This window comes from Photobacterium carnosum (assembly GCF_021236965.1).
Classification (GTDB): domain Bacteria; phylum Pseudomonadota; class Gammaproteobacteria; order Enterobacterales; family Vibrionaceae; genus Photobacterium; species Photobacterium carnosum.
Window position 1 is genome coordinate 108,336 of the sequence record NZ_WMDN01000011.1, and the last position, 25,775, is coordinate 134,110.

Consider the following 25,775-nt stretch of genomic DNA (forward strand, 5'->3'; position numbering starts at 1 on the left):
AGAGTTTGCCGGTAAGTGAATTACCGCGAGTGATAGCAAAAGCATACAGGGAAAAAAATCAGTTTTCGAGGAGAGAGGTTTTAATTTTTATCTCGATAATCGATACTCGATACCTATTTCTTTACTTTGAGGTTGATATGACTTTAACCATTAATCGCGATCACTGGCTTGATAACGTTAAACACGTGCCATCGCCATTTTGTGATACTCGCCCTGATGATGATATTTCACTGCTGGTGGTACATAACATTAGTTTGCCGCCGGGGGAGTTTGGTGGACCTTACATTGAGCAGTTATTTACGGGGCAGCTTGATCCTAATGAGCATGCTTATTTCGCATTGATTCATCAGTTTCGCGTATCGGCGCACTGCTTGATTCGTCGTGATGGCAGCATTATTCAGTTTGTACCGTTCAATGCTCGTGCGTGGCATGCGGGGATTTCTTGCTTTGAAGGGCGAGATAAATGTAATGACTATTCGATAGGAATTGAACTTGAAGGCTGTGATTATTTGCCGTTCACGGATTGTCAGTATGAAACATTAGCCACCTTAACCCAAAAGATCATGCAGCAGTATCCTGCGATTACTCGGCAGCGAATAACAGGGCATGAATTTATTGCACCGGGGCGAAAAACTGATCCGGGATTAGTGTTTGATTGGCATAGTTATAAAGCTCAGTTGTAGGCGGTTATTTATTAATAACTACTGAGTATATTATTGATAAAAAACGAAAAATAACTATTGGCTGTAGTTGGTTGAGTGTTGGTTTTAAATATTGACTGTAGTTTTATTTGAGTGTGATTGTTGTTTTGCTTTGCATTTAATGTGAGTTTTTTGTTAAACAATCTTCGTTCTATGATTTCAATCAAGTTGAATGTGGACTTTCATGATTATTTCTGTAAACTTTCCACGTCAGCAAATTGGTAATACCAATTACCCGTGTTGTTAGTTTTGTTATCAATCATATTGATTATAAGAAGCATTCATCATAATGACGTATAAACGTATTCGCCAACCCAAACTTTGTGAGGCTATCGAAAAAGAGCTTGAGTGTTTGATTGTCGAGGGAACATTATCCCCCGGACAACAACTGCCTCCTGAGCGTGAACTAGCAAAGCAATTTGATGTTTCTCGCCCCTCTGTTCGTGAAGCTATTCAACGTTTAGAGGCCAAACATTTACTGACTCGTCGTCAAGGTGGCGGCACTTTTGTGACAGAGAAGTTATGGAAGAGTTTTTCTGAACCATTGCTAGATTTATTAGCCGCACACCCAGAAACACAATTAGATTTAGTCGAAGCGCGCCATGCGCTAGAGGGATTAGCGGCATATTATGCGGCCCTGCGTGGTAATGATGATGATTTTAATCGTATTAAAGATTGTCATGTGCGTATTCAGCAAGCACAACAACAAGGTGATTTAGCCGCCGAAGCAACTGCGGTTATGCAATATCTTATTGCGGTCACCGAGTCGGCACATAATGTGGTGTTATTACATATTATTCGTAGCTTAGCGCCGTTGTTAGAACAGAACGTATTACAGAATTTTGAATATCTTAATCGGCACCAAGCGGTGGTGGATAAGGTAAGCAAACATAGAGCCAATATTGTCGAGGCGATTGTTTCAAAACAGCCTATAAAGGCGCGTGAAGCATCCCATGCACATTTGGCTTATATTGAGGAAACTTTGTTGGATTTATCGCGAGAAGATAGCAGACGTCAACGCTCTCTCCGTCGAATCCAGCAACGCAAGGACGGACTTGACTAGGGTTCTTTATCAGCCAAAGGCCATCTGCAAGTCGCGACATTGTTAGTTTAGTTGATTATAACGAAAGGATAGATCGCATGTCTGAAGTCATGAAGAGTGACCTGGATGTACTGGAAACTCAAGATTGGTTAGAAGCTCTTGAATCAGTAGTTCGTGAAGAAGGTGTTGAACGCGCCCAGTACTTATTAGAGCAAGTATTGGATAAAGCACGTTTAGACGGTGTTGATATGGCAACAGGCATCAATACTAATTACATTAATACGATTCCTGCGGCGCAACAACCTGCGTACCCAGGTGATACTACGCTAGAACGTCGTATCCGTTCTATCATCCGTTGGAACGCAATCATGATCGTATTGCGTGCCTCGAAGAAAGATTTAGACCTAGGCGGCCACATGGCGTCTTACCAGTCTGCTTCTGCTTTCTACGAAGTATGTTTTAACCACTTTTTCCGCGCACCTAATGACGTTGATGGCGGCGATTTGGTTTATTACCAAGGTCACATCTCTCCAGGGATCTACTCTCGTGCTTTCGTTGAAGGCCGCTTAACCGCAGATCAGCTTGATAACTTCCGTCAAGAAGTTGATGGCAAAGGTATTCCTTCATACCCACACCCTAAGTTAATGCCTGAATTCTGGCAGTTCCCTACGGTATCTATGGGTCTAGGTCCTATCTCTGCGATTTACCAAGCACGTTTCCTTAAATATCTAAATGGTCGCGGTCTTAAAGATACTTCAGCGCAACGTGTTTACGCGTTCCTAGGTGACGGCGAGATGGATGAGCCAGAATCACGCGGTGCGATTTCTTTCGCTGCACGTGAGAAGCTAGATAACCTATGTTTCCTTATCAACTGTAACCTACAGCGCCTTGATGGCCCGGTTATGGGTAACGGTAAGATCATTCAAGAGCTAGAAGGTCTATTTAAAGGCGCTGGCTGGAATGTGGTTAAAGTGATCTGGGGTAACAACTGGGATTCACTACTAGCAAAAGACACTACGGGTAAGTTACTTCAGTTAATGAACGAAACTGTCGATGGTGATTACCAGACATTTAAATCTAAAGATGGCGCTTACGTACGTGAGAACTTCTTTGGTAAATACCCTGAGACTGCGGCACTTGTTGCTGACATGACAGATGAGCAAATCTTCGATCTGAAACGTGGTGGTCACGATTCATCGAAACTATTTGCTGCATTTACGAATGCGAAAGACACTCAAGGTAAACCGACTGTTATTCTTGCTAAAACTGTTAAAGGTTACGGCATGGGTGATGCAGCGGAAGGTAAAAACATCGCTCACGGTGTGAAGAAAATGGACATGACCCATGTTCAATACCTACGTGATCGTTTAGGTCTACAAGATCTTATTTCTGATGAAGCAATTAAATCATTGCCTTATCTAGAGCTTGAAAAAGGCTCTGCTGAGTTTAACTACTTACACGCTCGTCGTGAGGCACTACTAGGTTACACACCTAAGCGTAGCCCTAAGTTTACTCAAGAATTCAAAGTGCCTGAGCTTGAAGAGTTTACTTCTTTATTGGTTGAGCAAAAGCGTGAAATTTCTACCACAATGGCTTACGTACGTACGCTAAATATTCTATTGAAAGATAAGAATATTGGTAAAAACATCGTACCAATCATTTGTGATGAAGCGCGTACTTTTGGTATGGAAGGTCTGTTCCGTCAAGTGGGTATCTACAACCCAGCGGGTCAAACTTACACACCTGAAGACCGTGGCGTTGTTTCTTACTACAAAGAAGCAAACTCAGGTCAGGTACTGCAAGAAGGTATCAACGAATTAGGTTCAATGGCATCTTGGGTTGCTGCTGCAACATCATACAGCACCAACAACCTACCAATGATTCCGTTCTACATTTACTACTCAATGTTCGGCTTCCAACGTGTTGGCGACATGGCGTGGATGGCGGGTGACCAACAAGCTCGTGGCTTCCTATTAGGTGCTACTGCGGGTCGTACAACCTTGAACGGTGAAGGTCTTCAACACGAAGATGGTCATTCACACATCATGGCTAATACAGTGCCAAACTGTGTCTCTTATGATCCAACGTTTGCTTACGAGCTAGCGGTTATCATGCAAGACGGTATTCGTCGCATGTACGGTGAGAACCAAGAGAACATTTATTACTACCTAACAGTAATGAATGAAAACTACGCGATGCCTGGCATGCCAGAAGGCGCTGAAGCGGGTATCCGTAAGGGTATTTACAAGCTTGAATCTTACGCTGGTGAGACGTCAAAAGTTCAGTTAATGAGCTCTGGTACTATCATGAATGAAGTCCGTGCTGCGGCTCAAATTCTTAGTGAAGAGTACGGTGTGGCGTCTGATGTTTACTCTGTAACATCATTCAACGAATTGACCCGTGACGGTCAAGATGTTGAACGTTACAACATGCTGCACCCACAAGCTGAGCAGAAAGTGCCTTACATCACAACGGTTATGGGTTCTGAGCCTGCAATCGCTGCGACTGACTACATGAAGAACTACGCAGAACAAGTTCGCGCGTTCATGCCTTCTGAGTCATTTAAAGTACTGGGTACTGATGGCTTCGGTCGTTCAGACAGCCGCGCTAACCTACGTCGTCACTTTGAAGTTAATGCTGGCTACGTTGTTATTGCAGCACTTTCTGAATTGGCAAAACGTGGTGACATTGAGAATTCAGTTGTTGCAGATGCAATCGCTAAATTCAACATTGACGCAGACAAGATCAACCCGCTATACGCGTAAGAGGCAAATATAATGACAATCGAAATTAATGTACCTGATATCGGTGCAGATGAGGTTGAAGTAACTGAGATTCTTGTTAGCGTTGGCGACAAGGTTGAAGAAGAACAATCACTGATCACTGTTGAAGGCGATAAAGCATCAATGGAAGTGCCTGCTTCTCAAGCGGGTATTGTGAAAGAAATTAAAATCGTTGTTGGTGACACAGTATCGACTGGTTCATTGATCATGATCTTTGAAGCTGAAGGCGCAGCGGTTGCTGCCCCTGTAGTAGAAGTGGCACCAGTTGCCGCACCAGTTGCCGCACCTGTTGCAGCAGCGACAGCAGAACTTAAAGAAGTGCACGTGCCTGACATCGGCGGTGATGAAGTTGAAGTAACTGAAATCATGGTTGCTATCGGCGACAGCATCGAAGAAGAGCAGTCACTACTTACTGTTGAAGGCGATAAAGCGTCAATGGAAGTACCTGCACCGTTCGCTGGTGTACTAAAAGAAATCAAAATTGCAACGGGTGATAAAGTTTCAACTGGCTCACTTGTGATGATCTTTGAAGTTGCAGGCTCTGGCGCAGTAGCTGCTCCAGTTGCAGTAGTAGCACCTGTGGCGGCAGCACCCGCTGTTGCAGCAGCAAAAGAAGTTCACGTGCCTGATATCGGCGGTGACGAAGTTGAAGTAACTGAAATCATGGTTGCAGTTGGCGATACAGTAGAAGAAGAGCAATCTTTAATTACTGTTGAAGGCGACAAAGCCTCAATGGAAGTTCCTGCACCGTTTGCAGGTACTATCAAAGAAATTAAAATCGCGACTGGCGACAAGGTTTCTACTGGTTCATTGATCATGATCTTTGACGTTGTTGGCGTAGCACCTGTTGCGGTAGCGGTTGCAGCACCTGCGCAAGCAGCGGCTCCTGCTCCAGTGGCAGCACCTGTTGCATCAACACCTGCGGCAACGACTGGCGATTTTGAAGAAAACAACGATTATGCACATGCATCACCGGTTGTTCGTCGTCTAGCACGTGAGTTTGGCGTTAACCTTGCGAAAGTTAAAGGTACTGGCCGTAAGAACCGCGTACTGAAAGAAGACGTTCAAAGCTTTGTTAAAGATGCACTTAAGCGTCTTGAATCTGGTGCAGCAGCATCGGCTTCAGGTAAAGGCGATGGCGCAGCGTTGGGTCTACTACCTTGGCCGAAGATTGACTTCAGCAAGTTTGGTGACACAGAAGTTAAGCCACTTTCTCGCATTAAGAAGATTTCTGGCGCTAACCTGCACCGTAACTGGGTAATGATTCCACACGTTACACAGTGGGATAATGCAGATATCACTGAGCTTGAAGCATTCCGTAAAGATCAAAACGCGATCGAAGCGAAGAAAGACACTGGCATGAAAATCACGCCACTTGTGTTCATTCTTAAAGCGGTAGCAAAAGCACTGGAAGCGTTCCCTTCATTCAACTCTTCACTATCTGATGATGGCGCGAGCTTGATTTTGAAGAAATACATCAATATCGGCATCGCGGTAGATACGCCGAATGGCTTGGTTGTTCCTGTATTTAAAGACGTGAACAAGAAAGGTATTTACGAGCTGTCTGAAGAGTTAATGACTATCTCTAAGAAAGCACGTGCTGGTAAGCTAACGGCATCTGATATGCAAGGTGGCTGTTTCACTATCTCAAGCCTAGGTGGCTTAGGTGGTACTGCGTTCACACCAATCGTGAATGCACCAGAAGTAGGTATCCTTGGTGTATCTAAGTCTGAAATGAAGCCAGTATGGAACGGTAAAGAGTTTGAACCGCGTCTACAACTTCCATTGTCATTGTCATACGATCACCGTGTGATTGATGGTGCTGAAGGTGCACGTTTCATTACTTACCTAAATGGTTGTCTATCAGACATCCGCCGTTTGGTACTATAAGATTTCACATCCACAACGCCATGCCTGCGCTAAGTAGGCATGGAATTGTTGTTTAGCTCACAGGCTGCGGTAATTTATTTCTTATGTTGTTAACGGTTCTGTAGACTTGTTAATTAATTTAGCGGTAAATTTAGCGTTAAAAAGTACAGCATAGCTGATAGCCTGTTAGGGATAAAAGACTTACAACGAGGTCATGATGAGCAAAGAAATTAAAGCCCAGGTAGTAGTGTTGGGTTCAGGCCCTGCAGGTTATTCTGCGGCATTCCGTTGTGCAGACTTAGGTCTAGAGACGGTTATAATCGAAAAATACAATACTCTTGGCGGCGTATGTCTTAACGTCGGCTGTATTCCATCAAAAGCTCTGCTTCACGTAGCGAAAGTGATCGAAGAAGCGAAAGCGATGGCTGAACATGGCGTGATTTTCGGCGAGCCACAAACCGATATCAATAAAATCCGTCTATGGAAAGATAAAGTAATTACCCAACTTACTGGCGGTCTTGGCGGAATGGCTAAGATGCGTAAAGTTAACGTGGTTAACGGTTACGGTAAATTTACTGGTCCTAATTCAATCGTTGTTGAAGGTGCTGACGGTCAAACGACAGTAACATTCGACAATGCAATTATTGCTGCGGGTTCACGCCCAATTAAACTGCCTTTCATTCCACATGAAGACCCACGTATTTGGGATTCAACTGATGCGCTAGAGCTTAAAGAAGTACCTGAAAAGTTACTGATTATGGGCGGCGGTATCATTGGTCTTGAAATGGGTACGGTTTACCATGCGCTAGGTTCTGATGTCGACGTTGTTGAGATGTTCGATCAAGTTATTCCTGCAGCTGATAAAGATATCATTAAAGTTTTCACTAAGCGTATTTCTAAGAAATTCAACCTAATGCTTGAAACGAAAGTGACAGCAGTTGAAGCGAAAGAAGACGGTATCTACGTATCAATGGAAGGCAAGAAAGCACCCGCTGAGCCTACACGTTATGATGCAGTATTAGTAGCTATCGGTCGTGTACCAAATGGTCAACTAATCGATGCTGAGAAAGCAGGTATCAATGTTGATGAGCGTGGCTTTATTCACGTTGATAAACAAATGCGTACTAACGTTGCTCACATTCATGCGATTGGTGACGTTGTTGGTCAACCGATGCTTGCTCACAAAGGTGTGCATGAAGGTCACGTAGCCGCTGAAGTTATTTCAGGGAAGAAGCACTACTTCGATCCTAAAGTTATTCCTTCAATTGCCTACACTGAGCCAGAAGTTGCGTGGGTAGGTAAGACTGAGAAAGAAGCGAAAGCTGAAGGTATTAACTACGAAGTTTCAACATTCCCATGGGCTGCATCTGGCCGTGCTATCGCATCTGATTGTGCTGATGGTATGACGAAGATGATCTTCGATAAAGACACTCACCGCGTTATTGGTGGTGCTATCGTGGGTACTAATGGTGGTGAATTGTTAGGTGAAATTGGTCTAGCGATTGAGATGGGTTGTGATGCGGAAGATATCGCATTAACTATTCACGCTCACCCAACATTGCATGAATCAATTGGTCTTGCAGCAGAAGTATTTGAAGGTTCAATCACTGACCTGCCAAATGCAAAAGCAGTAAAGCGTAACAAGTAATTCTCGCTTAATGCTCTGTGAATAAAAAAAGCGCCTGATGGCGCTTTTTTATTAGCGATAGTTTTATTAATTATCACTTTATTCATTTGTTAAACATATCTTTGCTAGCTACCATTCCGAGAACTGATAGCCATCAAGTGGTCATAATTACAATTTAAATGTGCCCACCATATCATCCAAACGCTGTGAAAGTTGACGCAATGATTGGCTAGAATCAGCCAGTTGCGCTGCTGTTTCTGCGGTTAATTGGGTGGTTTCATTGATCTCTTCAATATTGCAATTAATGTCTCGTACCACGATCGATTGTTCTTCGGTAGCGGTCGCGACCTGAGTATTCATATCGGCAATTAAGCTAATACGATCTGCAATTGAGATTAATGCAGTAGAAGCTTGATCTGATGCCGATACGCCATTGTCTGATAACTGACGGCTTTGCTCTATTGCGCTAACTGCATTGGAGGCTTCTTGTTGTAAGCGGTTAATCATCGTTTGAATTTCATCAGTCGAAGTTGCCGTTCGACTCGCAAGATTACGTACTTCATCAGCCACAACTGCAAAGCCTCGACCTTGTTCTCCCGCTCGTGCTGCTTCAATGGCTGCATTCAATGCTAGCAGATTTGTTTGATCTGAAATCCCTCTAATCACATCTAAAATACTACCAATAGATTGGGTATTATTTGCCAATGAATCAATTACATCACTGACTTGACCAATATCTGATGACAGTTGATTAATGGTATTTCTCGCTTCACTCACCACTTGTTGACCATCATGGGTTTGTTGTTCTGCTTGCTGGGTTGATTCGGCGGCTAAGGCTGCGTTACTGGCGATTTCATTGACCGTTGCCCCCATTTCATTTATTGCTGTTACAACCAGCAGAGTTCTATCACGCTGACTATGGCTATTATCAAGAGTAAGTTGAGCTTGAGAAGCAACAGATTCAGCTGCTTGGCGTAAGGAATTGCCAGTTTCTGCAACGTCGATTATTGAATTGTGTATCTTACCAATAAAGCCATTAAACCCTGATGATAATTGCGCGATTTCGTCATTCCCCTCAACGGTTAAACGGTGGCGTAAATCACCATCGCCTTCACCGAGCTCTTTAAACATTAACGCCAAGTTTTTAATTGGACGAGTAATGCTGCTGGCTAGAAAAATCGCAATAATAATAAAGATAGCGGCAATAATGGCAGTGAATAAAATAACCTGATTACGGATAGTAGTAAGGGCTGCAAAGGCTTCTTTTTTAGGAAGTTCACCAATCACATACCAATCCATGGCTGGAATATAACTCGCCGCTAAAAAGACATCTTCGTTGTTATTTTGGGTTTCTACGACACTAAAACTTTGTTTGTTTAATAAGGTTGCGGCAACGGTTGAATTAAATAGTGTCGTAATTGAATTGTGATCCAGCATTTTATTATTATCACGGTGGATCTTAATCGTCCCTTTACTATCGACTAAATAGACAAATCCAGTTTGTTCAATTTTAAATTGACTAATAAAACGTGCCATATCATCGAGGGATTTAGATAACCCCGCCAAGGTATTACCATGCGGCTGCTGATAATTAACAAACAGTTTTACCTCACCTGTTTTTTCTCTAAAGATACTGAGACTACGAGTTTTGTTAATTTTGATAGCATCAAAAAACCATTGATCTTGATGTGGTGTTAACTGGCGCAGAAAACCATTTTGGTTCCAGTAATCGCCATTGTTACGGTTAGCGATAGAGACATCTAATAACTGGTATTGTTTTTGAATATTTTGCAGTTCTTTGACTAAGCGGGTTTTGTCTTGGGGTGCTTTGGTGGCTAACACGCTGTCGATAACGTAACTGTTATTGGCTAATTGCTCTGCAGCTGATTGTAATTGAGTGACTTCTTTTTCTACGTTGTTGCGAATTTGCAGCAAGATAGAGGGTAATTCTAAGTCCAAGATTCGAGTGGTAATAGCTTCTCGTACCTGGCTTTGACTGAGTACACTGACTAATGTCGTTGAAGCGAGTACTGCCATGGTTATTGCGATGATCAGCTTTGATTTAATGCTTAAATGTTTGTAATTCATAAAACGGCTTATATTTATGAGCAAATGAACAGACCATGCGCAGTTACGTAATGATGGTCGGTGAAATGAAAATATATATTTATATATCGGCTTATTTATGAAAAAACTTTAGTGATTTATGGTGCTCAATATGACTTATCGCCAACCTTAACTAAGAATGTTGATATTCATCACATAATATCTAGCTTCTTGATTATCAATTTTTAGATGTATTTTTGAGGCAAGAAAGGAAGTATTTATTTTTATTGTTAATGTTGTAAATTATCGATTTATTTTAATTTTAAGTTAAAAATGATATGGTATTTAACAGTTTTAATCTCAAGTTAACCGTTAATATGTTGATTCTAGATTAAATCGCAATAACTGATCAGTGAGAGATCATTTAACTTCCAAGGATGTTCGACGTTATCGTCGAGCCAATATAAGAGGAATATGTCGTGCTTGAAGCCTACCGTAAACACGTCGAAGAACGTGCGGCCGAGGGGGTTGTTGCCCAGCCGCTAAATGCTGAACAGGTTGCCGCTCTAATTGAGTTATTAAAAAACCCACCGCAAGGTGAGGACGCGGTACTACTGGATCTATTAGAAAATCGTATTCCACCTGGTGTTGATGAAGCCGCTTATGTAAAGGCGGGATTTTTAGCTGCAATCACTACGGGCGAAGCACAGTCACCACTGGTCACTAAAGCTAAAGCGGCACAGTTATTAGGTACGATGCAAGGCGGTTATAATATTGAGCCATTAGTATCATTACTTGATGATGCGGAACTTGCGCCTATTGCTGTTACTGCGCTTTCTCATACATTACTGATGTTTGACTCATTTTATGATGTTGAGCAAAAAGCCAAAGCGGGTAATACTTTTGCTCAGCAAGTCATGCAATCGTGGGCGGATGCCGAGTGGTTCTTATCAAAGCCAGCCCTTGCTGAAAAAATCACTCTTACCGTATTTAAAGTCAGTGGTGAAACCAATACTGATGACTTATCACCAGCGCCAGATGCATGGTCACGCCCTGATATTCCGTTGCACGCATTAGCGATGTTAAAGATTGCGCGCGAAGGGATCACCCCTGATCAAGCAGGCACTATTGGTCCGATTACGCAAATTGACGCCCTTAAACAACAAGGTCATCAATTAGTGTATGTCGGTGATGTGGTCGGCACGGGATCATCACGTAAATCAGCCACAAACTCAGTGTTATGGTTTATGGGGGATGATATTGCTTATGTTCCTAATAAACGTGCGGGGGGTTATGTGCTTGGCGGTAAGATCGCGCCGATCTTCTTTAATACTATGGAAGATGCGGGAGCCTTACCGATTGAAGTTGATGTTACGAAGCTGGCAATGGGCGATGTGATTGATGTTTATCCATTTAAAGGTCAAGTTTGTCGTCATGATAGTGATGAAGTTGTCTCAACCTTTAAATTAAAAACTGAGGTATTGATTGATGAAGTCCGTGCTGGTGGTCGTATTCCATTGATCATTGGTCGTGGCTTAACGGATCGTGCTCGTCAAGCGTTAGGCTTATCGGCTTCTGATGTATTCCGCCGTCCGGTTGAAGTTAAAGACAGTGGCAAAGGTTATACCTTAGCGCAAAAGATGGTTGGTAAAGCATGTGGTGTTGAGGGGGTTCGTCCTTATACATATTGTGAGCCTAAAATGACCACAGTCGGTTCACAAGATACCACCGGCCCAATGACCCGTGATGAACTTAAAGATCTCGCCTGTTTAGGTTTCTCGGCAGATCTTACGATGCAGTCTTTCTGTCACACTTCGGCGTATCCAAAACCAATTGATGTTAATACTCACCATACTTTACCTGATTTTATTATGAATCGTGGTGGGGTGGCGTTACGTCCTAAAGATGGCGTGATCCACTCATGGCTTAACCGAATGTTATTGCCAGATACCGTCGGTACGGGTGGCGATTCTCATACCCGTTTCCCATTAGGTATTTCATTCCCCGCAGGTTCTGGTTTGGTGGCATTTGCTGCTGCAACAGGAGTAATGCCGCTCGATATGCCAGAATCTATTTTGGTGCGCTTTAAAGGTGAGATGCAACAAGGGATCACCCTGCGTGATTTGGTTCATGCCATCCCTTATTTTGCGATTCAACAAGGGCTATTAACGGTTGAAAAATCGGGCAAGATCAATGAATTCTCAGGCCGTGTACTTGAGATTGAAGGGGTTGAGCATTTATCGGTTGAACAAGCGTTTGAGCTTTCTGATGCATCTGCTGAGCGTAGTGCAGCGGGTTGTACCGTTAAACTGTCGCCAGAGTCGATCACTGAATATCTAAACTCAAATATCGTGATGTTGAAGTGGATGATCGCTGAAGGTTATGGCGATCGTCGTACCATTGAACGTCGTGTGACGGCGATGCAAGCGTGGCTAGCGAATCCTGAATTAATGACCGCAGATAAAGATGCTGAATATGCGCACGTGATCGAAATTGATCTGGCGGATATTAAAGAGCCTATTTTATGTGCGCCAAATGATCCTGATGATGCGCGTTTATTGTCTGAGGTTGCAGGCACTGCGATTGATGAAGTGTTTATTGGATCGTGCATGACTAACATTGGTCATTTCCGTGCGGCGGGTAAGTTACTTGAGAAATTTGGCGGTCAATTAGAGACTCGATTATGGATTGCACCACCGACCAAGATGGATAAAGATCAACTTACTGAAGAAGGTTATTACGGTATTTTTGGTCGTGCTGGAGCGCGTATTGAAACCCCTGGATGTTCTTTGTGTATGGGTAACCAAGCACGAGTAAAAGATAATTCGACGGTAATGTCGACCTCGACGCGTAACTTCCCTAACCGTTTAGGTAATGGCGCTAACGTGTATTTATCTTCTGCGGAATTAGCCGCGGTGGGGGCAATTCTAGGGCGGATTCCGACCATGGAAGAATACCTAACTTACGCTCAGCAGATTAATGCGACGGCGGCAGATACTTACCGTTATTTGAATTTTGATCGTATGGCGGAGTACACCAGCAAAGCGGATGAAGTGATTATTCAGCAAGCTGTATAAGTGGTTGTTGAACTAAATTTTATTAATATCATGTCATAAAAAATGCCGCGAATAGTCGCGGCGTTTTTATTGTTTTTTATCTGTGTTGTTATTAACCTAGATTAACGCGTTGAGACTAATTTTATTAACGACCTAAACAATATATAGCCGCGATATTTCGAGCGGTTAGTTCGACATTAACAGCCGCATTGTTAAAAGCGTGTTCAAGACTCATCGCAGCGGGCACAACACTAAAGACTGCATCGATACCATGGTCATAAACCACGCCACAATCTTGGCTTAAACAACCCGCAATACCAATTACGGGTTTATGGTATTTCTTGGCAGTACGTGCGACCCCTATTGGTGTTTTACCATGAATGGTTTGGCTATCAATGCGGCCTTCACCAGTGATCACCAGATCTGCATCTTTAATAATGTCGCCTAAGTGAACCGCATCGATCACAATCTCGATTCCAGAGCGTAATTGGGCATTAAATAAACCTAGCAGAGCCGCACCCATACCGCCCGCCGCACCAGCTCCTGCCATATCCTTAACATCAATAGCTAAATCACGTTTAATAATGGCGGCATAATGATCGAGGTGTTGATCAAGCTCGGCAACCATTGCTGGTGTTGCCCCTTTTTGAGGGCCAAAAATATGTGATGCACCTTTTTTACCGCAAAGGGGATTATCAACATCACAGGCGACTTCTAATTTTATGTGGGCAAGACGAGGATCGACCGTTGTGATATCGATGCTAGCCAATTGTGCTAATGCTTGGCCGCCAAAACCAAGTGCTTGACCCTTGTTATCCAGTAGTTGAACGCCAAGTGCTTGTGCCATACCAATACCGCCGTCATTGGTCGCACTGCCACCGATACCAACAATAATATGGTCAACCCCGTGATCCAGTGCCGCTAGAATCAATTCGCCAGTACCATAACTGGTGGTGAGCATTGGATTGCGCAAATCAGGGCTAACAAGATGCAAGCCAGATGCGGCTGCCATTTCAATAACCGCCGTTTTACTATCGCCCATAATGCCGAAAAATGCGGGTACTTGCTCACCTAAAGGCCCGGTAACTTGATGCTCAATAATGGTGCCGTTGCTGGCATCAACCAATGATTGCACCGTGCCTTCACCGCCATCAGCCATCGGTAATTTAATGTATTCAGCATCGGGTATTACTTGGCGAAAACCAGCCTCAATCGCGGTTGCCACTTCCATTGCAGTCAGGCTTTCTTTGTATGAGTCAGGAGCAATAATAATTTTCATAATCTATCAGCCGCTTAATATTGAGAGTCAGTGGATTAAAAGGGATATAACTATTTAGTTACTAGAGATGAGTTGCATTTTAATGATAGATCCTGACAATGGGCGCCAAGCGCATTCTGCTGGCAGTGTAGCAGTTAACAACTAAGATGATCTGAGATGGGGTACTAAAGGTATGGATTACGAATTTAAAAAAAATACCTTGGACGGTAGTTATCATGCCATTTTTTCAATGGGCCACGAAGTGTTAGGCCGTTGGATCATTGACGAGTTAGGCAAGGATGTCGACAAAATAGATATGATAATTGGCCAAATTAGTGCATTGAAAAATAGTACTAAAGAATGGCGATTAATGGGTGAAGAACTGACGTTATGCTTGCAAGATAATGAAGCTTTAGTTCAAGCGAACTGTTTATTTTCAGAAGAAGATGAAGATTTTGAAGAAGATCTGCATTTTTATGATGAAGAAAGTATGTCGGTGTGTGGTTTTGAAGATTTAGCGCAAGCACTAGAAGCTTGGCGAGCATTTGTGACCCGTTTTTAATCGGTTAGTTATTAATAGCCATTAAGTGCTACATGATAGTGAAAAGGCTGCACCTATATGGTGCGGCCTTTTTTCGTTTTTAAAGGTTTGTTTTTTAATTTTCTTATTAAACAGTATGTTAAATAGTTGGCATGATGATTGTTTGTTGTTTAATTATATTGGGGAATAGTTTGAGAGTGAGGAGTAAATCATGAAAATAATTAACGCGATTATTAAGCCTTTTAAATTAGATGATGTGCGTGAAGCATTAGCGATTGTCGGTGTGGAAGGGATGACGATAACCGAAGTAAAAGGATTTGGACGTCAAAAAGGGCATACCGAACTTTATCGTGGCGCGGAATATCAAGTTGATTTTCTACCTAAAGTGAAATTAGAAATCGCCACTCAAGCCGAAAATTTAGATGATATTGTCGATGCTATCAGTAAGGCTGCGCAAACTGGAAAAATCGGTGATGGCAAAATATTTGTATACGATCTTGAACATGCGGTACGTATTCGAACAGGAGAAGTAGACAGGGAAGCACTTTAGTCGCAGCATGGAAGCAGGATCATAAATATCAGGTATAAGGGAAAATTACCATGGAATTATCAACGACAGTAATTGAACTACGTTATGCACTCGATACATTTTTCTTTTTGATTTCTGGTGCACTAGTAATGTGGATGGCAGCGGGTTTTGCCATGTTAGAAGCAGGTTTAGTGCGCTCAAAAAATACCACTGAAATACTCACCAAAAACTTTTGTTTATATGCTATTTCGTGTACCACTTTTTTATTAGTCGGCTATAACATTATGTATGTCGATAACAGCGGTGGCGGGTGGTTACCCTCGTTTGGCGCGTTAATTGGTACTCAAGCTGAAGGCGCCGATCACTCTTTAGAATCCGATTTCTTTTTTCAGGTCGTCTTTGTTGCTACCGCAATGTCAGTGGTATCCGGTGCGGTTGCTGAGCGTATGAAGTTGTGGTCATTTTTATTATTTTCAGTGGTATTAACCGGCTTTATTTATCCGATTGAAGGTTATTGGACATGGGGGGGTGGTTTCCTTTCAGAAGCGGGTTTTAGTGACTTTGCAGGTTCTGGTATCGTTCATATGGCGGGTGCTGCCGCGGCATTAGCAGGTGTATTACTGCTTGGCGCTCGAAAAGGTAAATACGGTAAAAATGGTGAAGTGCATCCGATTCCCGGTTCAAATATGCCATTAGCCACTGTCGGTACATTTATTTTATGGTTTGGTTGGTTTGGCTTTAACGGTGGCTCACAGTTAATGTTATCTGATTTTGAGAATGCGACGGCGGTTGGTCAAATATTTTTAAACACTAATGCTGCCGCTGCTGCGGGTGCGATTATCGCGCTTGCTGTGTGTAAAATACGATGGGGTAAAGCTGATCTTACTATGATTCTTAACGGTGCATTAGCGGGATTAGTTGCGATTACTGCGGACCCATTATCACCGTCCCCATTAGCTGCAGTTGCGATTGGTAGTGTTGCTGGTGCATTAGTCGTATTCAGTATTATTGGTTTTGATAAAGTGAAAGTTGATGATCCTGTTGGTGCGATTTCTGTCCATGGTGTGTGTGGTTTGTTTGGCTTAATGATGGTGCCGTTAAGTAATCCCGATGCCGCCTTTTTAACTCAGTTATTTGGTGCCGCGGTTATCTTTGGTTGGGTATTTGGTGCAAGTTTAGTGGTATGGGGAATATTGAAATTCACTATTGGTATTCGTGTAACGGAAGATGAAGAGCTAGAAGGGATGGATTCACATGACTGTGGTGTTGATGCATATCCTGAGTTTGTCAGTGTAAAATAGCAATAACAGCTGCATTTAAGTGCTATTAAAGTTAAAAAAAACGTCATCGCTAGCGGTGACGTTTTTTTGTAATGAAATGTTACCACTAGATTGTGTTCGAATACGAAAAACGTATAATCTGCATTAATCTAATTGAGAAACATTATCATTACATTTTGCATTAAGGGATTTAGCAATGAAAAAACTTTTAGCTACTGCTGTATTATTCGGTTTGGCGGCACCTCAAATCGCGACAGCGGCTGAAGAAGTCAATGTCTATTCATACCGCCAACCTTTTCTTGTTGAGCCAATGTTTAATGAGTTCGCTAAAGAGACGGGCATTAAGGTTAACGTTAAGTTTGCTAAAGCAGGTATCGCTGAAAAACTACAACAAGAAGGCGAATACAGCCCAGCAGATGTAGTGTTAACAACCGATATTAGTCGTTTAGTTGAGCTGTCAGATAAGAAGCTCGTTCAGTCCGTAGATAGCAAAGTCATTGATGCTAATATTCCTGCACAATTTCGTGATAATGAAGATGAGTGGTTTGCACTAACACTGCGTTCTCGTAATGTTTATTCATCAAAAGATCGTATCGGTAAATTACCAGCATCTTTTGATTACAGTGATTTAGCTAAACCTGAGTGGAAAGGGAAACTTTGTACGCGTTCAGGTAAGCACCCATATAACGTTTCACTCGTTTCAGCGATGATCGCTCACAATGGTGAAGCGGCAACTAAAACGTGGCTTGAAGGTGTTAAAGCTAATTTAGCCCGTAAGCCGCAAGGTAACGATCGCGGTCAAGTACAAGCGGTGAAAGAAGGCTTATGTGATATCGCGATTGGTAATAGTTACTACCTCGGCAAAATGGTCAATGATCCCAACCAAAAAGCATGGGCAGAAGCGGTTGAAATTAACTTCCCCGGCCAACAAGGTAACGGTACTCACGTTAATGTCAGTGGTATGGCAATGGCAAAATATGCGCCAAATAAAGATAACGCGCTTAAGTTAATGGAATTTTTAACCGCGACCACTGCACAGCAAATGTATGCAGAAATGAACTATGAATATCCCGTTAAAGTTGGCGTTAAACGTTCAGCGTTAGTGGCATCATGGGGTGAATTTAAAGCTGATGATGTATCACTTGATCAAGTGGCACAATATCATCAAGCGGCAATTAAATTGTTAGATGAAGTGAAGTTTGATCTGTAATTAGTTACAAAATAGATGGGGTTTAAAGCCCCATTTTTCAGCTTAACTTAGTCTATTTTGCAATAAGTTGTGATAGTTTCTCATGCTTGCTTACAGTGATGTATTTACTGACAAAGTGGTCTGATGTTACAGGCTTAAATATATTGAAAAACGTACTAAGTAGTAGTAAATGAAAGAAAAGTTTTTATTTTGGCGGATTAGCAGCTGGTTATTAGGATCGTTGTTAGTATTGCCTATTATCGCTATATTCATTACCGCCACGGGTAACTCTGATCAGGTGTTCTCACACTTGATGAATACAGTGATGTCTACCTATGCGTTAAATACCCTTGGGCTGGTGGTTGGTACGGTATTATTGACCTTAATCTTTGGGATTCCTTGTGCATGGTTAATGGCAATGTGCCGTTTACCCGGCGAAAAAATACTACAATGGGCACTGATTTTACCCCTCGCAATGCCCGGCTATATTGTCGGTTATCTTTATACCCATTGGTTTGATTACGCCGGACCGATTCAAATTTGGCTACGTAAACTGTTTGGCTGGCAACATGTTAGCGATTACTGGTTTCCTGATTTACGCTCATTATGGGGCGCATGTTTTGTATTAGCGTTAGTGCTATATCCGTATGTGTATTTATTAGTCCGTGCTGCTTTTATGGAACAAAGTACTAATCTGCTGCAATCTGCGCGCTTACTTGGCTGCTCGCCTTGGCAAAGCTTCAAACGTATTTCATTGCCATTAGCCCGCCCAGCCATTGCGGTTGGAGTTTCATTGGTTGCGATGGAGGCTTTGGGTGATTTTGGTACGGTGAGTTACTTTGCTTTAAATACTTTGACCACCGCGGTTTACGATACGTGGCTGGGTTATTCTAATCTTAATGCCGCCGCTAAAATTTCTGCAATTATGTTGATGGTGATTTTTTTATTGATCAGCAGCGAGCGTTTTAGTCGTCGTAAACAAAAAATGTTTCAGCAGCAATGTGGTAATGATAGCCATACTAAATACCAATTAAGCGGTTGGAAAAAGTGGCTTGCGGTAGGTTGGTGTTGGGGATTGGTTGGGTGTGCGTTTATTTTTCCGATGTTACAATTGGGTTATTACGCAGTTGATTATTTTGCTCAAAGTTGGACCGAGCAATTTAAGACTTACAGTTTTAATAGCTTAATAGTGTCACTTTCGGCCGCTATATTTGCCGTATGTTTAGCGTTGATGGTCAATTTTTATCAACGTTTAGATGGTCGCAGTATCAGCATTGTACCGATGCGACTGGCTTCATTAGGCTACGCAGTTCCCGGAACTGTATTGGCGATTGGGGTGATGATCCCTTTAACCAGCGCCGATCATTTAGTGAATGATATTGCGCGCAGTTTAGATTTAGGTCGTCCGGGACTTGTTTTCTCGGGGTCAATGTTTGCGATTATTTTTGCGTTTGTGGTGCGGTTTGCTGCGGTAGCGATTGGTAGTGTTGAAAGTAGTTTGATTAAAATTCCGCCCTCATTGGATATGGCTGCGAAAACCATGGGTTATGCATCGACTGCCATGTTACGTAAAGTGCATTTGCCGTTAATTCGTCGTGGTTGCTTAATTGCCGGCTTATTGGTATTTATCGAATCAATGAAAGAGCTTAATGCTGCAATATTGCTACGGCCATTTAATTTTGAAACCTTAGCCACTTATGTATTTAACTTTGCTTCTGATGAACAGTTAGAAGTGGCTGCATTTCCTGCCATTTTATTAGTTATTGTAGGCTTGATTCCGCTGGTGATAGTTAATCGTTCTTTGGAGCAAAAACATTGATGAAATATGCATTATCTGTCACTGATCTAACGTGTTGTTACCATGGGCAACCGATATTACAAGATTTATCGTTAGCGGTTGAGCGGGGTGAGATCGTGTGTCTACTTGGCGCGAGTGGCTGTGGAAAAACCACATTACTCAAAGCGGTTGCGGGATTGTTACCGCTGACACAAGGCACAATGGCGATTAATGATCGTGTCATCGTCGACCAACAATTATGCTTGCCACCAGAGCAACGTAATATTGGTATGATATTTCAAGATTATGCGCTCTTTCCTCATTTAACGGTGGCTGAAAATATTGCCTTTGGTTTGCGTTATTGGGATAAGCCTCGCGTAGCTGCAAAAATTCAACAAATGTTAGAACTGGTACATTTAACTGAACTAGATGATCGTTATCCGCATCAATTATCGGGTGGGCAGCAGCAACGGGTTGCGATTGCACGTGCGCTAGCGAATGAGCCTGATTTGATTTTATTAGATGAGCCGTTTTCTAATATTGATACTCAAGTCCGTCATAGTTTGATTCGTGATATTCGCCAAATATTTAAAGACCAAGGTGTGACCGCTATTTTTGTGACTCACAGCCGTGAAGAAGCGTTTGCTTTTGCCGATAAAATGGCGGTGATGAATAACGGTGTGATTGAACAATTTGGTACGGCAACCGAGCTTTACTATCAACCCAGTAGTCGTTTTGTGGCAGAATTTTTAGGTGTTGGATCTTATTTACCAGCTACTGTGACCGCGAATCAACAGTTATTGACGCCATTTGGTGAGCAAGCATTAGTTGCCGAGCAACCATTCACTGTAGCCACTGATGTAGATTGGTTATTGCGACCACAACATTTAACAGTTACGCCAGATGTTGAGGGGAATGCTGTTATTATTGAGCAGCAATTTATGGGGGATAGTTGTCGTTATATCGTTGAATTTGAAGAGCATAAATTAATGATTAATTCTAATTTATTATTGAATATTGGCGAGCGAGTAGCGGTTAATGTTATCTCTCATCAACCCGTTATATTCACTAACGTATAAATACAATCAAGGCTTGAAATACAAGCCTTGATTGTTTATGTCAGCATTTATTTAGTTTTTCTGAGTAAGAAATTGTAGATAAATTTGAGCTTGCTCACGCAGTATATCTTGATCTGGGTGTTGGTTCGCTTGCATGTAAATGACATAACAGACGCCATGTAACATTTTAGCTAAATTCTCTGGGGTTTGATTTGAATTAATTTCCCCATTATCAATTGCTTGAGTAAATGCTTTCTGCACTTGCTTAAGGTTTTTTTGGTTGCTTTCAATAAACTGAGGCCAGACATCTTCACGAACGGATGTACTCCACTCAAACCACACTTTGATCCAATCTTGTTGTTCTAATACGGTATCAATTAAGTTATTGCTAATGCAGGTTAAGCGCGCATGTAATGCTTTATTGGGTGCACCAATACATTCAGTGAGTAGATCATTAAATTGGGTGGCAACTTCCATCAATACTTGTTCAACTAATGCTTCTCGCGTCGGAAAGTAGTTAAAGACTGTTGCGACTGAAACATTTGCCATTTCAGCAATATCAGCATGACCCGCGCGACCAATACCGCGACGAGAAAAAACTTCAATTGAGTAATCAAGTAGTTGTTGCTTTCTTTTTTCCGGAGATAAGCGTGTACGTGGTTTCTTGGTAATCGTATCCATAATTATTTATTCCCTAACCCTGTTTGTATTTACTGCATTTGTGTTTATTTTTTATACATAAACACTACAACAGCAACCGAGTTGATTCAAACTGAACTATCAATAAGTGTTTCGGATTTTGGACACTATTGATTAAATAACGCTTAACATGAATGAATGCTACAATAATGGCCTTTGTAATATATAGCCCCAGTCGGCTAACGCGGTCGAGTTGATGGAGAATAAAATGAAGCACACTATTGAAGTAATGATTTCTGAGCAGGATGTTCAGGCACGTATCAAAGAGCTAGGAAAGCAGATTACGGAACACTATAAAGACTCAACAGACTTAGTAATGGTTGGCTTACTGCGTGGCTCATTTGTTTTTATGGCAGATTTAGCGCGTGCGATTGAAATTCCCCATGAAGTGGATTTCATGACCGCTTCAAGTTACGGCAATACGATGCAAAGTAATCGTGATGTGCGTATTTTAAAAGACTTAGATGACGACATCAAAGGCAAAGATGTGCTATTGGTGGAAGATATTATCGATACGGGTAATACGTTAAGTAAAGTGTGTGAGATTTTATCGCTACGTGAACCAAAATCAATCAGTATCTGTACGCTACTTGATAAGCCTGATCGTCGTGAAGTGAATGTAAAAGTTGATTGGTATGGCTTTATTATTCCCGATGAGTTTGTGGTTGGTGTGGGTATCGATTACGCGCAAAAATACCGTCACTTACCGTTTATTGGTAAAGTTATTCCAGACGCAGAATAAAAACAAAAAAAGCGATCACCAATTAGGTGGTCGCTTTTTTTTAGCCACTATTTATTGTTTTCTAGCTGCGTTTGATGTTGTACTAATTGCTTTTCAAGCGGTGATAATAACGATGACATTGCTGCTTGATAAGTGATTTCAAGACTTTCACGACTGGCAGCTGTTACGCCCAAATCTTTTAAAATACCGTTACTGGTACCGTAAATCCAACCATGAATTTTGACATCTTGGCCGCGTTCCCATGCTTGTTGCAGAATAGTGGAATTACCAAGGTGATAAACTTGAGAGGCAACGTTAATCTCACATAATTTGTCATCCCACTTGTCTCGCGGTAGGCTACCAAGATCTGAGCGATGTTTTAGATACAGATCGCGAATGTGTAATAACCAGTTATTAATAAGCCCTAAAGGTGGGTTTTCGATGGCGGCAGTAACACCACCACAACCATAGTGACCACAGATGATAATATGCTTCACTTTAAGTACATCAACCGCATATTGAACCACGGATAAGCAATTTAAATCAGTGTGGATAACTTGGTTGGCAACATTACGGTGTACGAACAATTCACCTGAAGTTAAACCCGTAAGTCGTTCAGCGGGAACACGGCTGTCAGAACAGCCGATCCAAAGATATTGTGGATGTTGCGCTTCTGCGAGGTGAGAGAAAAACAGGGGATCTTCATCCTTAATGTTTTCTGACCACGAGAGGTTATTTGCGAAGAGCTGCTTTATATCTGCCATGATAATGCCTTATATTAATATGTTCCTTACTATACACAAGCTGCGCTGATAGCAAATCGGATTAGTTGTTAGCGTTTTGTCACTAGCCTATAAATATTTAACAGAAAGATTGCATATAATGAATGCTTTAGAAATAAAAAATGTAAGCAAAACTTACAAAGGCGGCGTCAAGGCGCTGAAAAACATGAGTCTTAATGTCGAACAAGGGGACTTTTTTGCCTTGCTAGGCCCCAATGGTGCCGGTAAATCGACCACCATCGGTATTATTAGCTCGCTAGTTAATAAAACCTCTGGCTCGGTCAGTATTTTTGGTTATGACTTAGATACTCAAAAGGTAGATGCTAAAAATCAGCTCGGTTTAGTGCCACAAGAATTTAATTTTAATCCGTTTGAAACCGTAGAACAGATTGTTGTTAATCAAGCAGGATTTTATGGGGTTGAACATTCGCTGGCTAAACAACGGGCGAAAAAATATTTAACCCAATTAGATTTATGGGGTAAACGTCATGATCGTGCCCGTAATCTTTCTGGTGGTATGAAACGACGATTGATGATTGCACGCGCATTAATGCATGAGCCAAAATTGTTGATTTTAGATGAGCCAACTGCTGGGGTTGATATTGAATTACGTCGTTCAATGTGGACGTTTTTGCAACGCATTAACCGCGAAGGGGTAACGATTATTTTAACGACTCATTACCTTGAAGAAGCTGAAATGTTGTGCCGTAATATCGGTATTATCAACCATGGCGAATTAGTTGAGCATACCTCGATGAAAGCGTTATTGAGCCAGGTTGAATTAGAAACTTTTATTTTAGATATTGATACTATTGCTGCTGTACCAACGTTAGATATTGGTCAGTGTCGATTAATAGATAGTAATACCCTTGAAGTTGATCTCAATAAAGGTGATGACTTAAATCGCGTCTTTAGTGCTTTAACCATTCAAGGTGTTGTCGTGCGTTCAATGCGAAATAAGAGTAATCGGCTAGAAGAGTTGTTTGTTAACTTAGTCAATAAAGATAAAGCATCAGTAGTGGCGGATAATCAGTAATGAAAAAACAGTATTGGGTGGCATTCAAAAGCTTAATTAGCAAAGAGATCCATCGATTTACGCGGATTTGGGTACAAACATTGGTGCCGCCCGCGATTACGATGACGTTATATTTTATTATTTTTGGTAATCTGATTGGTAAGCGTATTGGTGACATGGAAGGCTTTAGCTACATGGAATACATCGTGCCTGGGCTTATCATGATGTCGGTGATTACTAACTCTTATTCTAATGTTGCTTCTTCATTTTTTAGTGCCAAATTTCAGCATAATATCGAAGAGTTATTAGTCGCACCTGTACCTAATTATATTATTATTGCCGGTTATGTTGGTGGTGGTGTATTGCGAGGATTAAGTGTCGGCCTGATTGTTTCGGTGGTGTCTTTATTATTTGTATCCCTTAATATTGCTCATTTGTGGGTGATTATTGCAACCGTGGTAATGACCTCGATCGTGTTTTCGTTAGGTGGATTAATTAACGCTATTTTTGCGCGTACTTTTGATGATATCAGTATTATTCCGACTTTTGTGCTAACGCCGCTGACGTATCTTGGCGGTGTATTCTATTCGATTAATCTATTGCCAGAAGTATGGCAAATTGTGTCTAAGGTTAACCCGATTGTGTATATGGTTAATGCATTCCGTTATGGCTTTCTTGGGGTATCTGATGTCGGTATTGGTACATCGTTTACGGTATTAACGTTATTTGTTATTGCGTTGTACGGTGTCGCTTATTACTTAATTTCACGTGGTATTGGTTTGCGATCATAACCGCTGATGGTTCTTATTAACTAGTCGCTAAAAATACATAGTTGACAATATATAGTTAAAAAAATACCGCCCGTTAATGGTTAACGTGCGGTATTTTTTTAGTCAGCGATCAGCAATTAATTTGCTTCAGCGACTTCTTCTTCGACAGTCACAGCAGGGGATAAATCTACTACTTGGTTGTCGATTAAACGTGCTTTACCTAATTGTGCTGACATTAAAATAACCGCTTGTTGGGTTGTGTCAGTAATGGGCAATAAGGTCACTGCATCACGGATAAAACTTTTATCAGGTTGCAGGCCTGCGGCACGAAGTTGATCGTTCGCATCAACAATTAATTCGTCATAGTCATTACGACCACCACGTATTTGGCTGTTGATCCAACGCATAGTACGGGCTAAAACAGGCGCACGTTGGCGTTCATCAACGGTTAGATTACCATTGCGAGAACTCATGGCTAGGCCATCCATTTCTCGTACAGTTGGTACGCCAACAATTTTAATATCCATGGATAGATCAATCACCATTTGGCGGATAAGTGCCAATTGTTGGTAATCTTTTTCGCCAAAACAAGCCACGTCTGGTTGCACGATATTAAATAGTTTATTAACGATGGTTGCTACGCCACGGAAATGTCCCGGACGTAATTCGCCTTCTAAAATGGTCGATAATCCAGGAACGTCGATAAACGTTCGGTTTTTAACACCTGCTGGATACACGCTTTCTGGGGTTGGAGTAAAAACCACATCAACCATGTTTTGTTGTTGTAACTTGGCAATATCTTGCTCAAGTGTGCGTGGATAATTAGTTAAGTCTTCAGTTTTTTCAAACTGCATTGGATTAACAAAAATACTCGCAACAACAATATCAGCATGCTTACGTGCTTTACGCATTAACGTAAGATGACCTTCATGTAAATTACCCATGGTTGGAACAAAGGCAATCCGACGGCCTGCGCGGCGCCACGTCGTAATTTGCTCTCTTAACTGGGCAATCTCGGCGAATGTTTGCATC

General features: G+C 41.9%; 20 protein-coding genes. 15 read left to right on the forward strand and 5 right to left on the reverse strand.

Annotated elements, in window-relative coordinates; all coding sequences use genetic code 11:
- Nucleotides 1-137: 137 nt before the first annotated feature.
- From ampD to lpdA, 5 genes are all read left to right on the forward strand, one after another.
- Complete coding sequence (gene ampD / locus GLP24_RS12055) at nt 138-683, forward strand: 1,6-anhydro-N-acetylmuramyl-L-alanine amidase AmpD (protein WP_045037348.1); 546 nt, start codon at nt 138-140, stop codon at nt 681-683.
- A 307-nt stretch (nt 684-990) separates the two neighbouring features.
- Entirely contained in the window at nt 991-1,764 is a 774-nt protein-coding gene (gene pdhR / locus GLP24_RS12060; RefSeq protein WP_101768553.1) for a pyruvate dehydrogenase complex transcriptional repressor PdhR, read from the forward strand.
- A 77-nt stretch (nt 1,765-1,841) separates the two neighbouring features.
- The gene (gene aceE / locus GLP24_RS12065) at nt 1,842-4,508 is read left to right on the forward strand and encodes a pyruvate dehydrogenase (acetyl-transferring), homodimeric type (RefSeq protein ID WP_101768554.1); all 2,667 of its coding nucleotides are present in this window, start codon (nt 1,842-1,844) and stop codon (nt 4,506-4,508) included.
- Nucleotides 4,509-4,520: 12 nt separating this feature from the next.
- The gene (aceF, locus tag GLP24_RS12070) at nt 4,521-6,416 is read left to right on the forward strand and encodes a pyruvate dehydrogenase complex dihydrolipoyllysine-residue acetyltransferase (protein ID WP_232616072.1); all 1,896 of its coding nucleotides are present in this window, start codon (nt 4,521-4,523) and stop codon (nt 6,414-6,416) included.
- Between the two features lie 196 nt (nt 6,417-6,612).
- On the forward strand, nt 6,613-8,043 hold the full coding sequence (gene lpdA, locus GLP24_RS12075; protein ID WP_232576124.1) for a dihydrolipoyl dehydrogenase: 1,431 nt from the start codon (nt 6,613-6,615) through the stop codon (nt 8,041-8,043).
- Nucleotides 8,044-8,190: 147 nt separating this feature from the next.
- On the opposite strand, the gene GLP24_RS12080 is transcribed toward lpdA, so the two are convergent.
- Entirely contained in the window at nt 8,191-10,110 is a 1,920-nt protein-coding gene (locus GLP24_RS12080) for a methyl-accepting chemotaxis protein (protein WP_232577795.1), read from the reverse strand.
- 437 nt (nt 10,111-10,547) lie between these two features.
- Here GLP24_RS12080 and acnB point away from each other — a divergent pair, with 437 nt between their 5' ends.
- Nucleotides 10,548-13,145, forward strand: a complete 2,598-nt coding sequence (gene acnB, locus GLP24_RS12085) for a bifunctional aconitate hydratase 2/2-methylisocitrate dehydratase (RefSeq protein WP_232616073.1) — start codon at nt 10,548-10,550, stop codon at nt 13,143-13,145.
- A gap of 124 nt (nt 13,146-13,269) precedes the next feature.
- Here acnB and GLP24_RS12090 read toward each other — a convergent pair whose 3' ends face one another.
- Nucleotides 13,270-14,403, reverse strand: a complete 1,134-nt coding sequence (locus GLP24_RS12090; protein WP_232616074.1) for a glycerate kinase family protein — start codon at nt 14,401-14,403, stop codon at nt 13,270-13,272.
- 172 nt (nt 14,404-14,575) lie between these two features.
- On the opposite strand from GLP24_RS12090, the gene GLP24_RS12095 reads away from it, so the two are divergent.
- The 6 genes from GLP24_RS12095 to GLP24_RS12120 all read left to right on the forward strand — a co-directional run bounded on the left by GLP24_RS12095 (nt 14,576) and on the right by GLP24_RS12120 (nt 20,777).
- On the forward strand, nt 14,576-14,944 hold the full coding sequence (locus GLP24_RS12095) for a YacL family protein (RefSeq protein WP_232616075.1): 369 nt from the start codon (nt 14,576-14,578) through the stop codon (nt 14,942-14,944).
- A gap of 190 nt (nt 14,945-15,134) precedes the next feature.
- The gene (locus tag GLP24_RS12100; RefSeq protein WP_045037357.1) at nt 15,135-15,473 is read left to right on the forward strand and encodes a P-II family nitrogen regulator; all 339 of its coding nucleotides are present in this window, start codon (nt 15,135-15,137) and stop codon (nt 15,471-15,473) included.
- Between the two features lie 50 nt (nt 15,474-15,523).
- Nucleotides 15,524-16,753: an ammonium transporter gene (locus tag GLP24_RS12105; protein ID WP_221943844.1), complete on the forward strand. Its 1,230-nt coding sequence runs from the start codon at nt 15,524-15,526 to the stop codon at nt 16,751-16,753.
- Nucleotides 16,754-16,928: 175 nt separating this feature from the next.
- Entirely contained in the window at nt 16,929-17,942 is a 1,014-nt protein-coding gene (locus GLP24_RS12110) for a Fe(3+) ABC transporter substrate-binding protein (protein WP_232616076.1), read from the forward strand.
- A 169-nt stretch (nt 17,943-18,111) separates the two neighbouring features.
- Entirely contained in the window at nt 18,112-19,740 is a 1,629-nt protein-coding gene (locus GLP24_RS12115) for an ABC transporter permease (protein ID WP_232578717.1), read from the forward strand.
- Nucleotides 19,740-20,777 carry an ABC transporter ATP-binding protein gene (locus GLP24_RS12120; protein ID WP_232576128.1) on the forward strand — a complete coding sequence of 346 codons (1,038 nt, stop codon included), beginning with the start codon at nt 19,740-19,742 and terminating at the stop codon, nt 20,775-20,777. The genes GLP24_RS12115 and GLP24_RS12120 overlap by 1 nt, the downstream gene beginning before the upstream one ends.
- A 51-nt stretch (nt 20,778-20,828) precedes the next feature.
- Here the strand turns inward: GLP24_RS12120 and GLP24_RS12125 are convergent, their stop codons facing one another.
- A complete protein-coding gene (locus GLP24_RS12125; protein ID WP_101768564.1) occupies nt 20,829-21,437 on the reverse strand; it encodes a TetR/AcrR family transcriptional regulator in 609 nt (202 codons plus the stop codon).
- 226 nt (nt 21,438-21,663) lie between these two features.
- Between GLP24_RS12125 and hpt the strand changes: the two genes are divergently transcribed.
- Complete coding sequence (hpt, locus tag GLP24_RS12130; protein ID WP_101768565.1) at nt 21,664-22,197, forward strand: hypoxanthine phosphoribosyltransferase; 534 nt, start codon at nt 21,664-21,666, stop codon at nt 22,195-22,197.
- 47 nt (nt 22,198-22,244) lie between these two features.
- Here hpt and can read toward each other — a convergent pair whose 3' ends face one another.
- Nucleotides 22,245-22,940 (reverse strand): carbonate dehydratase, encoded by a 696-nt coding sequence (can, locus tag GLP24_RS12135; protein WP_101768566.1) that lies wholly within the window; start codon nt 22,938-22,940, stop codon nt 22,245-22,247.
- 118 nt (nt 22,941-23,058) lie between these two features.
- Between can and GLP24_RS12140 the strand changes: the two genes are divergently transcribed.
- Both GLP24_RS12140 and GLP24_RS12145 read left to right on the forward strand, forming a co-directional pair.
- The gene (locus GLP24_RS12140) at nt 23,059-23,994 is read left to right on the forward strand and encodes an ABC transporter ATP-binding protein (RefSeq protein WP_101768567.1); all 936 of its coding nucleotides are present in this window, start codon (nt 23,059-23,061) and stop codon (nt 23,992-23,994) included.
- Nucleotides 23,994-24,764, forward strand: a complete 771-nt coding sequence (locus GLP24_RS12145) for an ABC transporter permease (RefSeq protein WP_101768568.1) — start codon at nt 23,994-23,996, stop codon at nt 24,762-24,764. Before GLP24_RS12140 ends, GLP24_RS12145 begins: the two co-directional genes overlap by 1 nt.
- A 116-nt stretch (nt 24,765-24,880) precedes the next feature.
- Here GLP24_RS12145 and panC read toward each other — a convergent pair whose 3' ends face one another.
- A complete protein-coding gene (gene panC, locus GLP24_RS12150; protein ID WP_101768569.1) occupies nt 24,881-25,774 on the reverse strand; it encodes a pantoate--beta-alanine ligase in 894 nt (297 codons plus the stop codon).
- Nucleotide 25,775 lies beyond the last annotated feature (1 nt).

Excerpts from the sequence above, each read along its gene's own strand:
- GLP24_RS12125 (WP_101768564.1), bottom strand. The coding sequence starts at position 21,437 with ATGGATACGATTACCAAGAAACCACGTACACGCTTATCTCCGGAAAAA.
- GLP24_RS12095 (WP_232616075.1), top strand. The coding sequence starts at position 14,576 with ATGGATTACGAATTTAAAAAAAATACCTTGGACGGTAGTTATCATGCC.
- GLP24_RS12120 (WP_232576128.1), top strand. The coding sequence starts at position 19,740 with ATGAAATATGCATTATCTGTCACTGATCTAACGTGTTGTTACCATGGG.
- panC (WP_101768569.1), bottom strand. The coding sequence starts at position 25,774 with ATGCAAACATTCGCCGAGATTGCCCAGTTAAGAGAGCAAATTACGACG.
- GLP24_RS12090 (WP_232616074.1), bottom strand. The coding sequence starts at position 14,403 with ATGAAAATTATTATTGCTCCTGACTCATACAAAGAAAGCCTGACTGCA.
- GLP24_RS12110 (WP_232616076.1), top strand. The coding sequence starts at position 16,929 with ATGAAAAAACTTTTAGCTACTGCTGTATTATTCGGTTTGGCGGCACCT.
- GLP24_RS12115 (WP_232578717.1), top strand. The coding sequence starts at position 18,112 with ATGAAAGAAAAGTTTTTATTTTGGCGGATTAGCAGCTGGTTATTAGGA.
- can (WP_101768566.1), bottom strand. The coding sequence starts at position 22,940 with ATGGCAGATATAAAGCAGCTCTTCGCAAATAACCTCTCGTGGTCAGAA.
- aceF (WP_232616072.1), top strand. The coding sequence starts at position 4,521 with ATGACAATCGAAATTAATGTACCTGATATCGGTGCAGATGAGGTTGAA.
- GLP24_RS12140 (WP_101768567.1), top strand. The coding sequence starts at position 23,059 with ATGAATGCTTTAGAAATAAAAAATGTAAGCAAAACTTACAAAGGCGGC.
- pdhR (WP_101768553.1), top strand. The coding sequence starts at position 991 with ATGACGTATAAACGTATTCGCCAACCCAAACTTTGTGAGGCTATCGAA.
- GLP24_RS12080 (WP_232577795.1), bottom strand. The coding sequence starts at position 10,110 with ATGAATTACAAACATTTAAGCATTAAATCAAAGCTGATCATCGCAATA.
- lpdA (WP_232576124.1), top strand. The coding sequence starts at position 6,613 with ATGAGCAAAGAAATTAAAGCCCAGGTAGTAGTGTTGGGTTCAGGCCCT.
- ampD (WP_045037348.1), top strand. The coding sequence starts at position 138 with ATGACTTTAACCATTAATCGCGATCACTGGCTTGATAACGTTAAACAC.
- GLP24_RS12105 (WP_221943844.1), top strand. The coding sequence starts at position 15,524 with ATGGAATTATCAACGACAGTAATTGAACTACGTTATGCACTCGATACA.
- aceE (WP_101768554.1), top strand. The coding sequence starts at position 1,842 with ATGTCTGAAGTCATGAAGAGTGACCTGGATGTACTGGAAACTCAAGAT.
- hpt (WP_101768565.1), top strand. The coding sequence starts at position 21,664 with ATGAAGCACACTATTGAAGTAATGATTTCTGAGCAGGATGTTCAGGCA.
- GLP24_RS12100 (WP_045037357.1), top strand. The coding sequence starts at position 15,135 with ATGAAAATAATTAACGCGATTATTAAGCCTTTTAAATTAGATGATGTG.
- GLP24_RS12145 (WP_101768568.1), top strand. The coding sequence starts at position 23,994 with ATGAAAAAACAGTATTGGGTGGCATTCAAAAGCTTAATTAGCAAAGAG.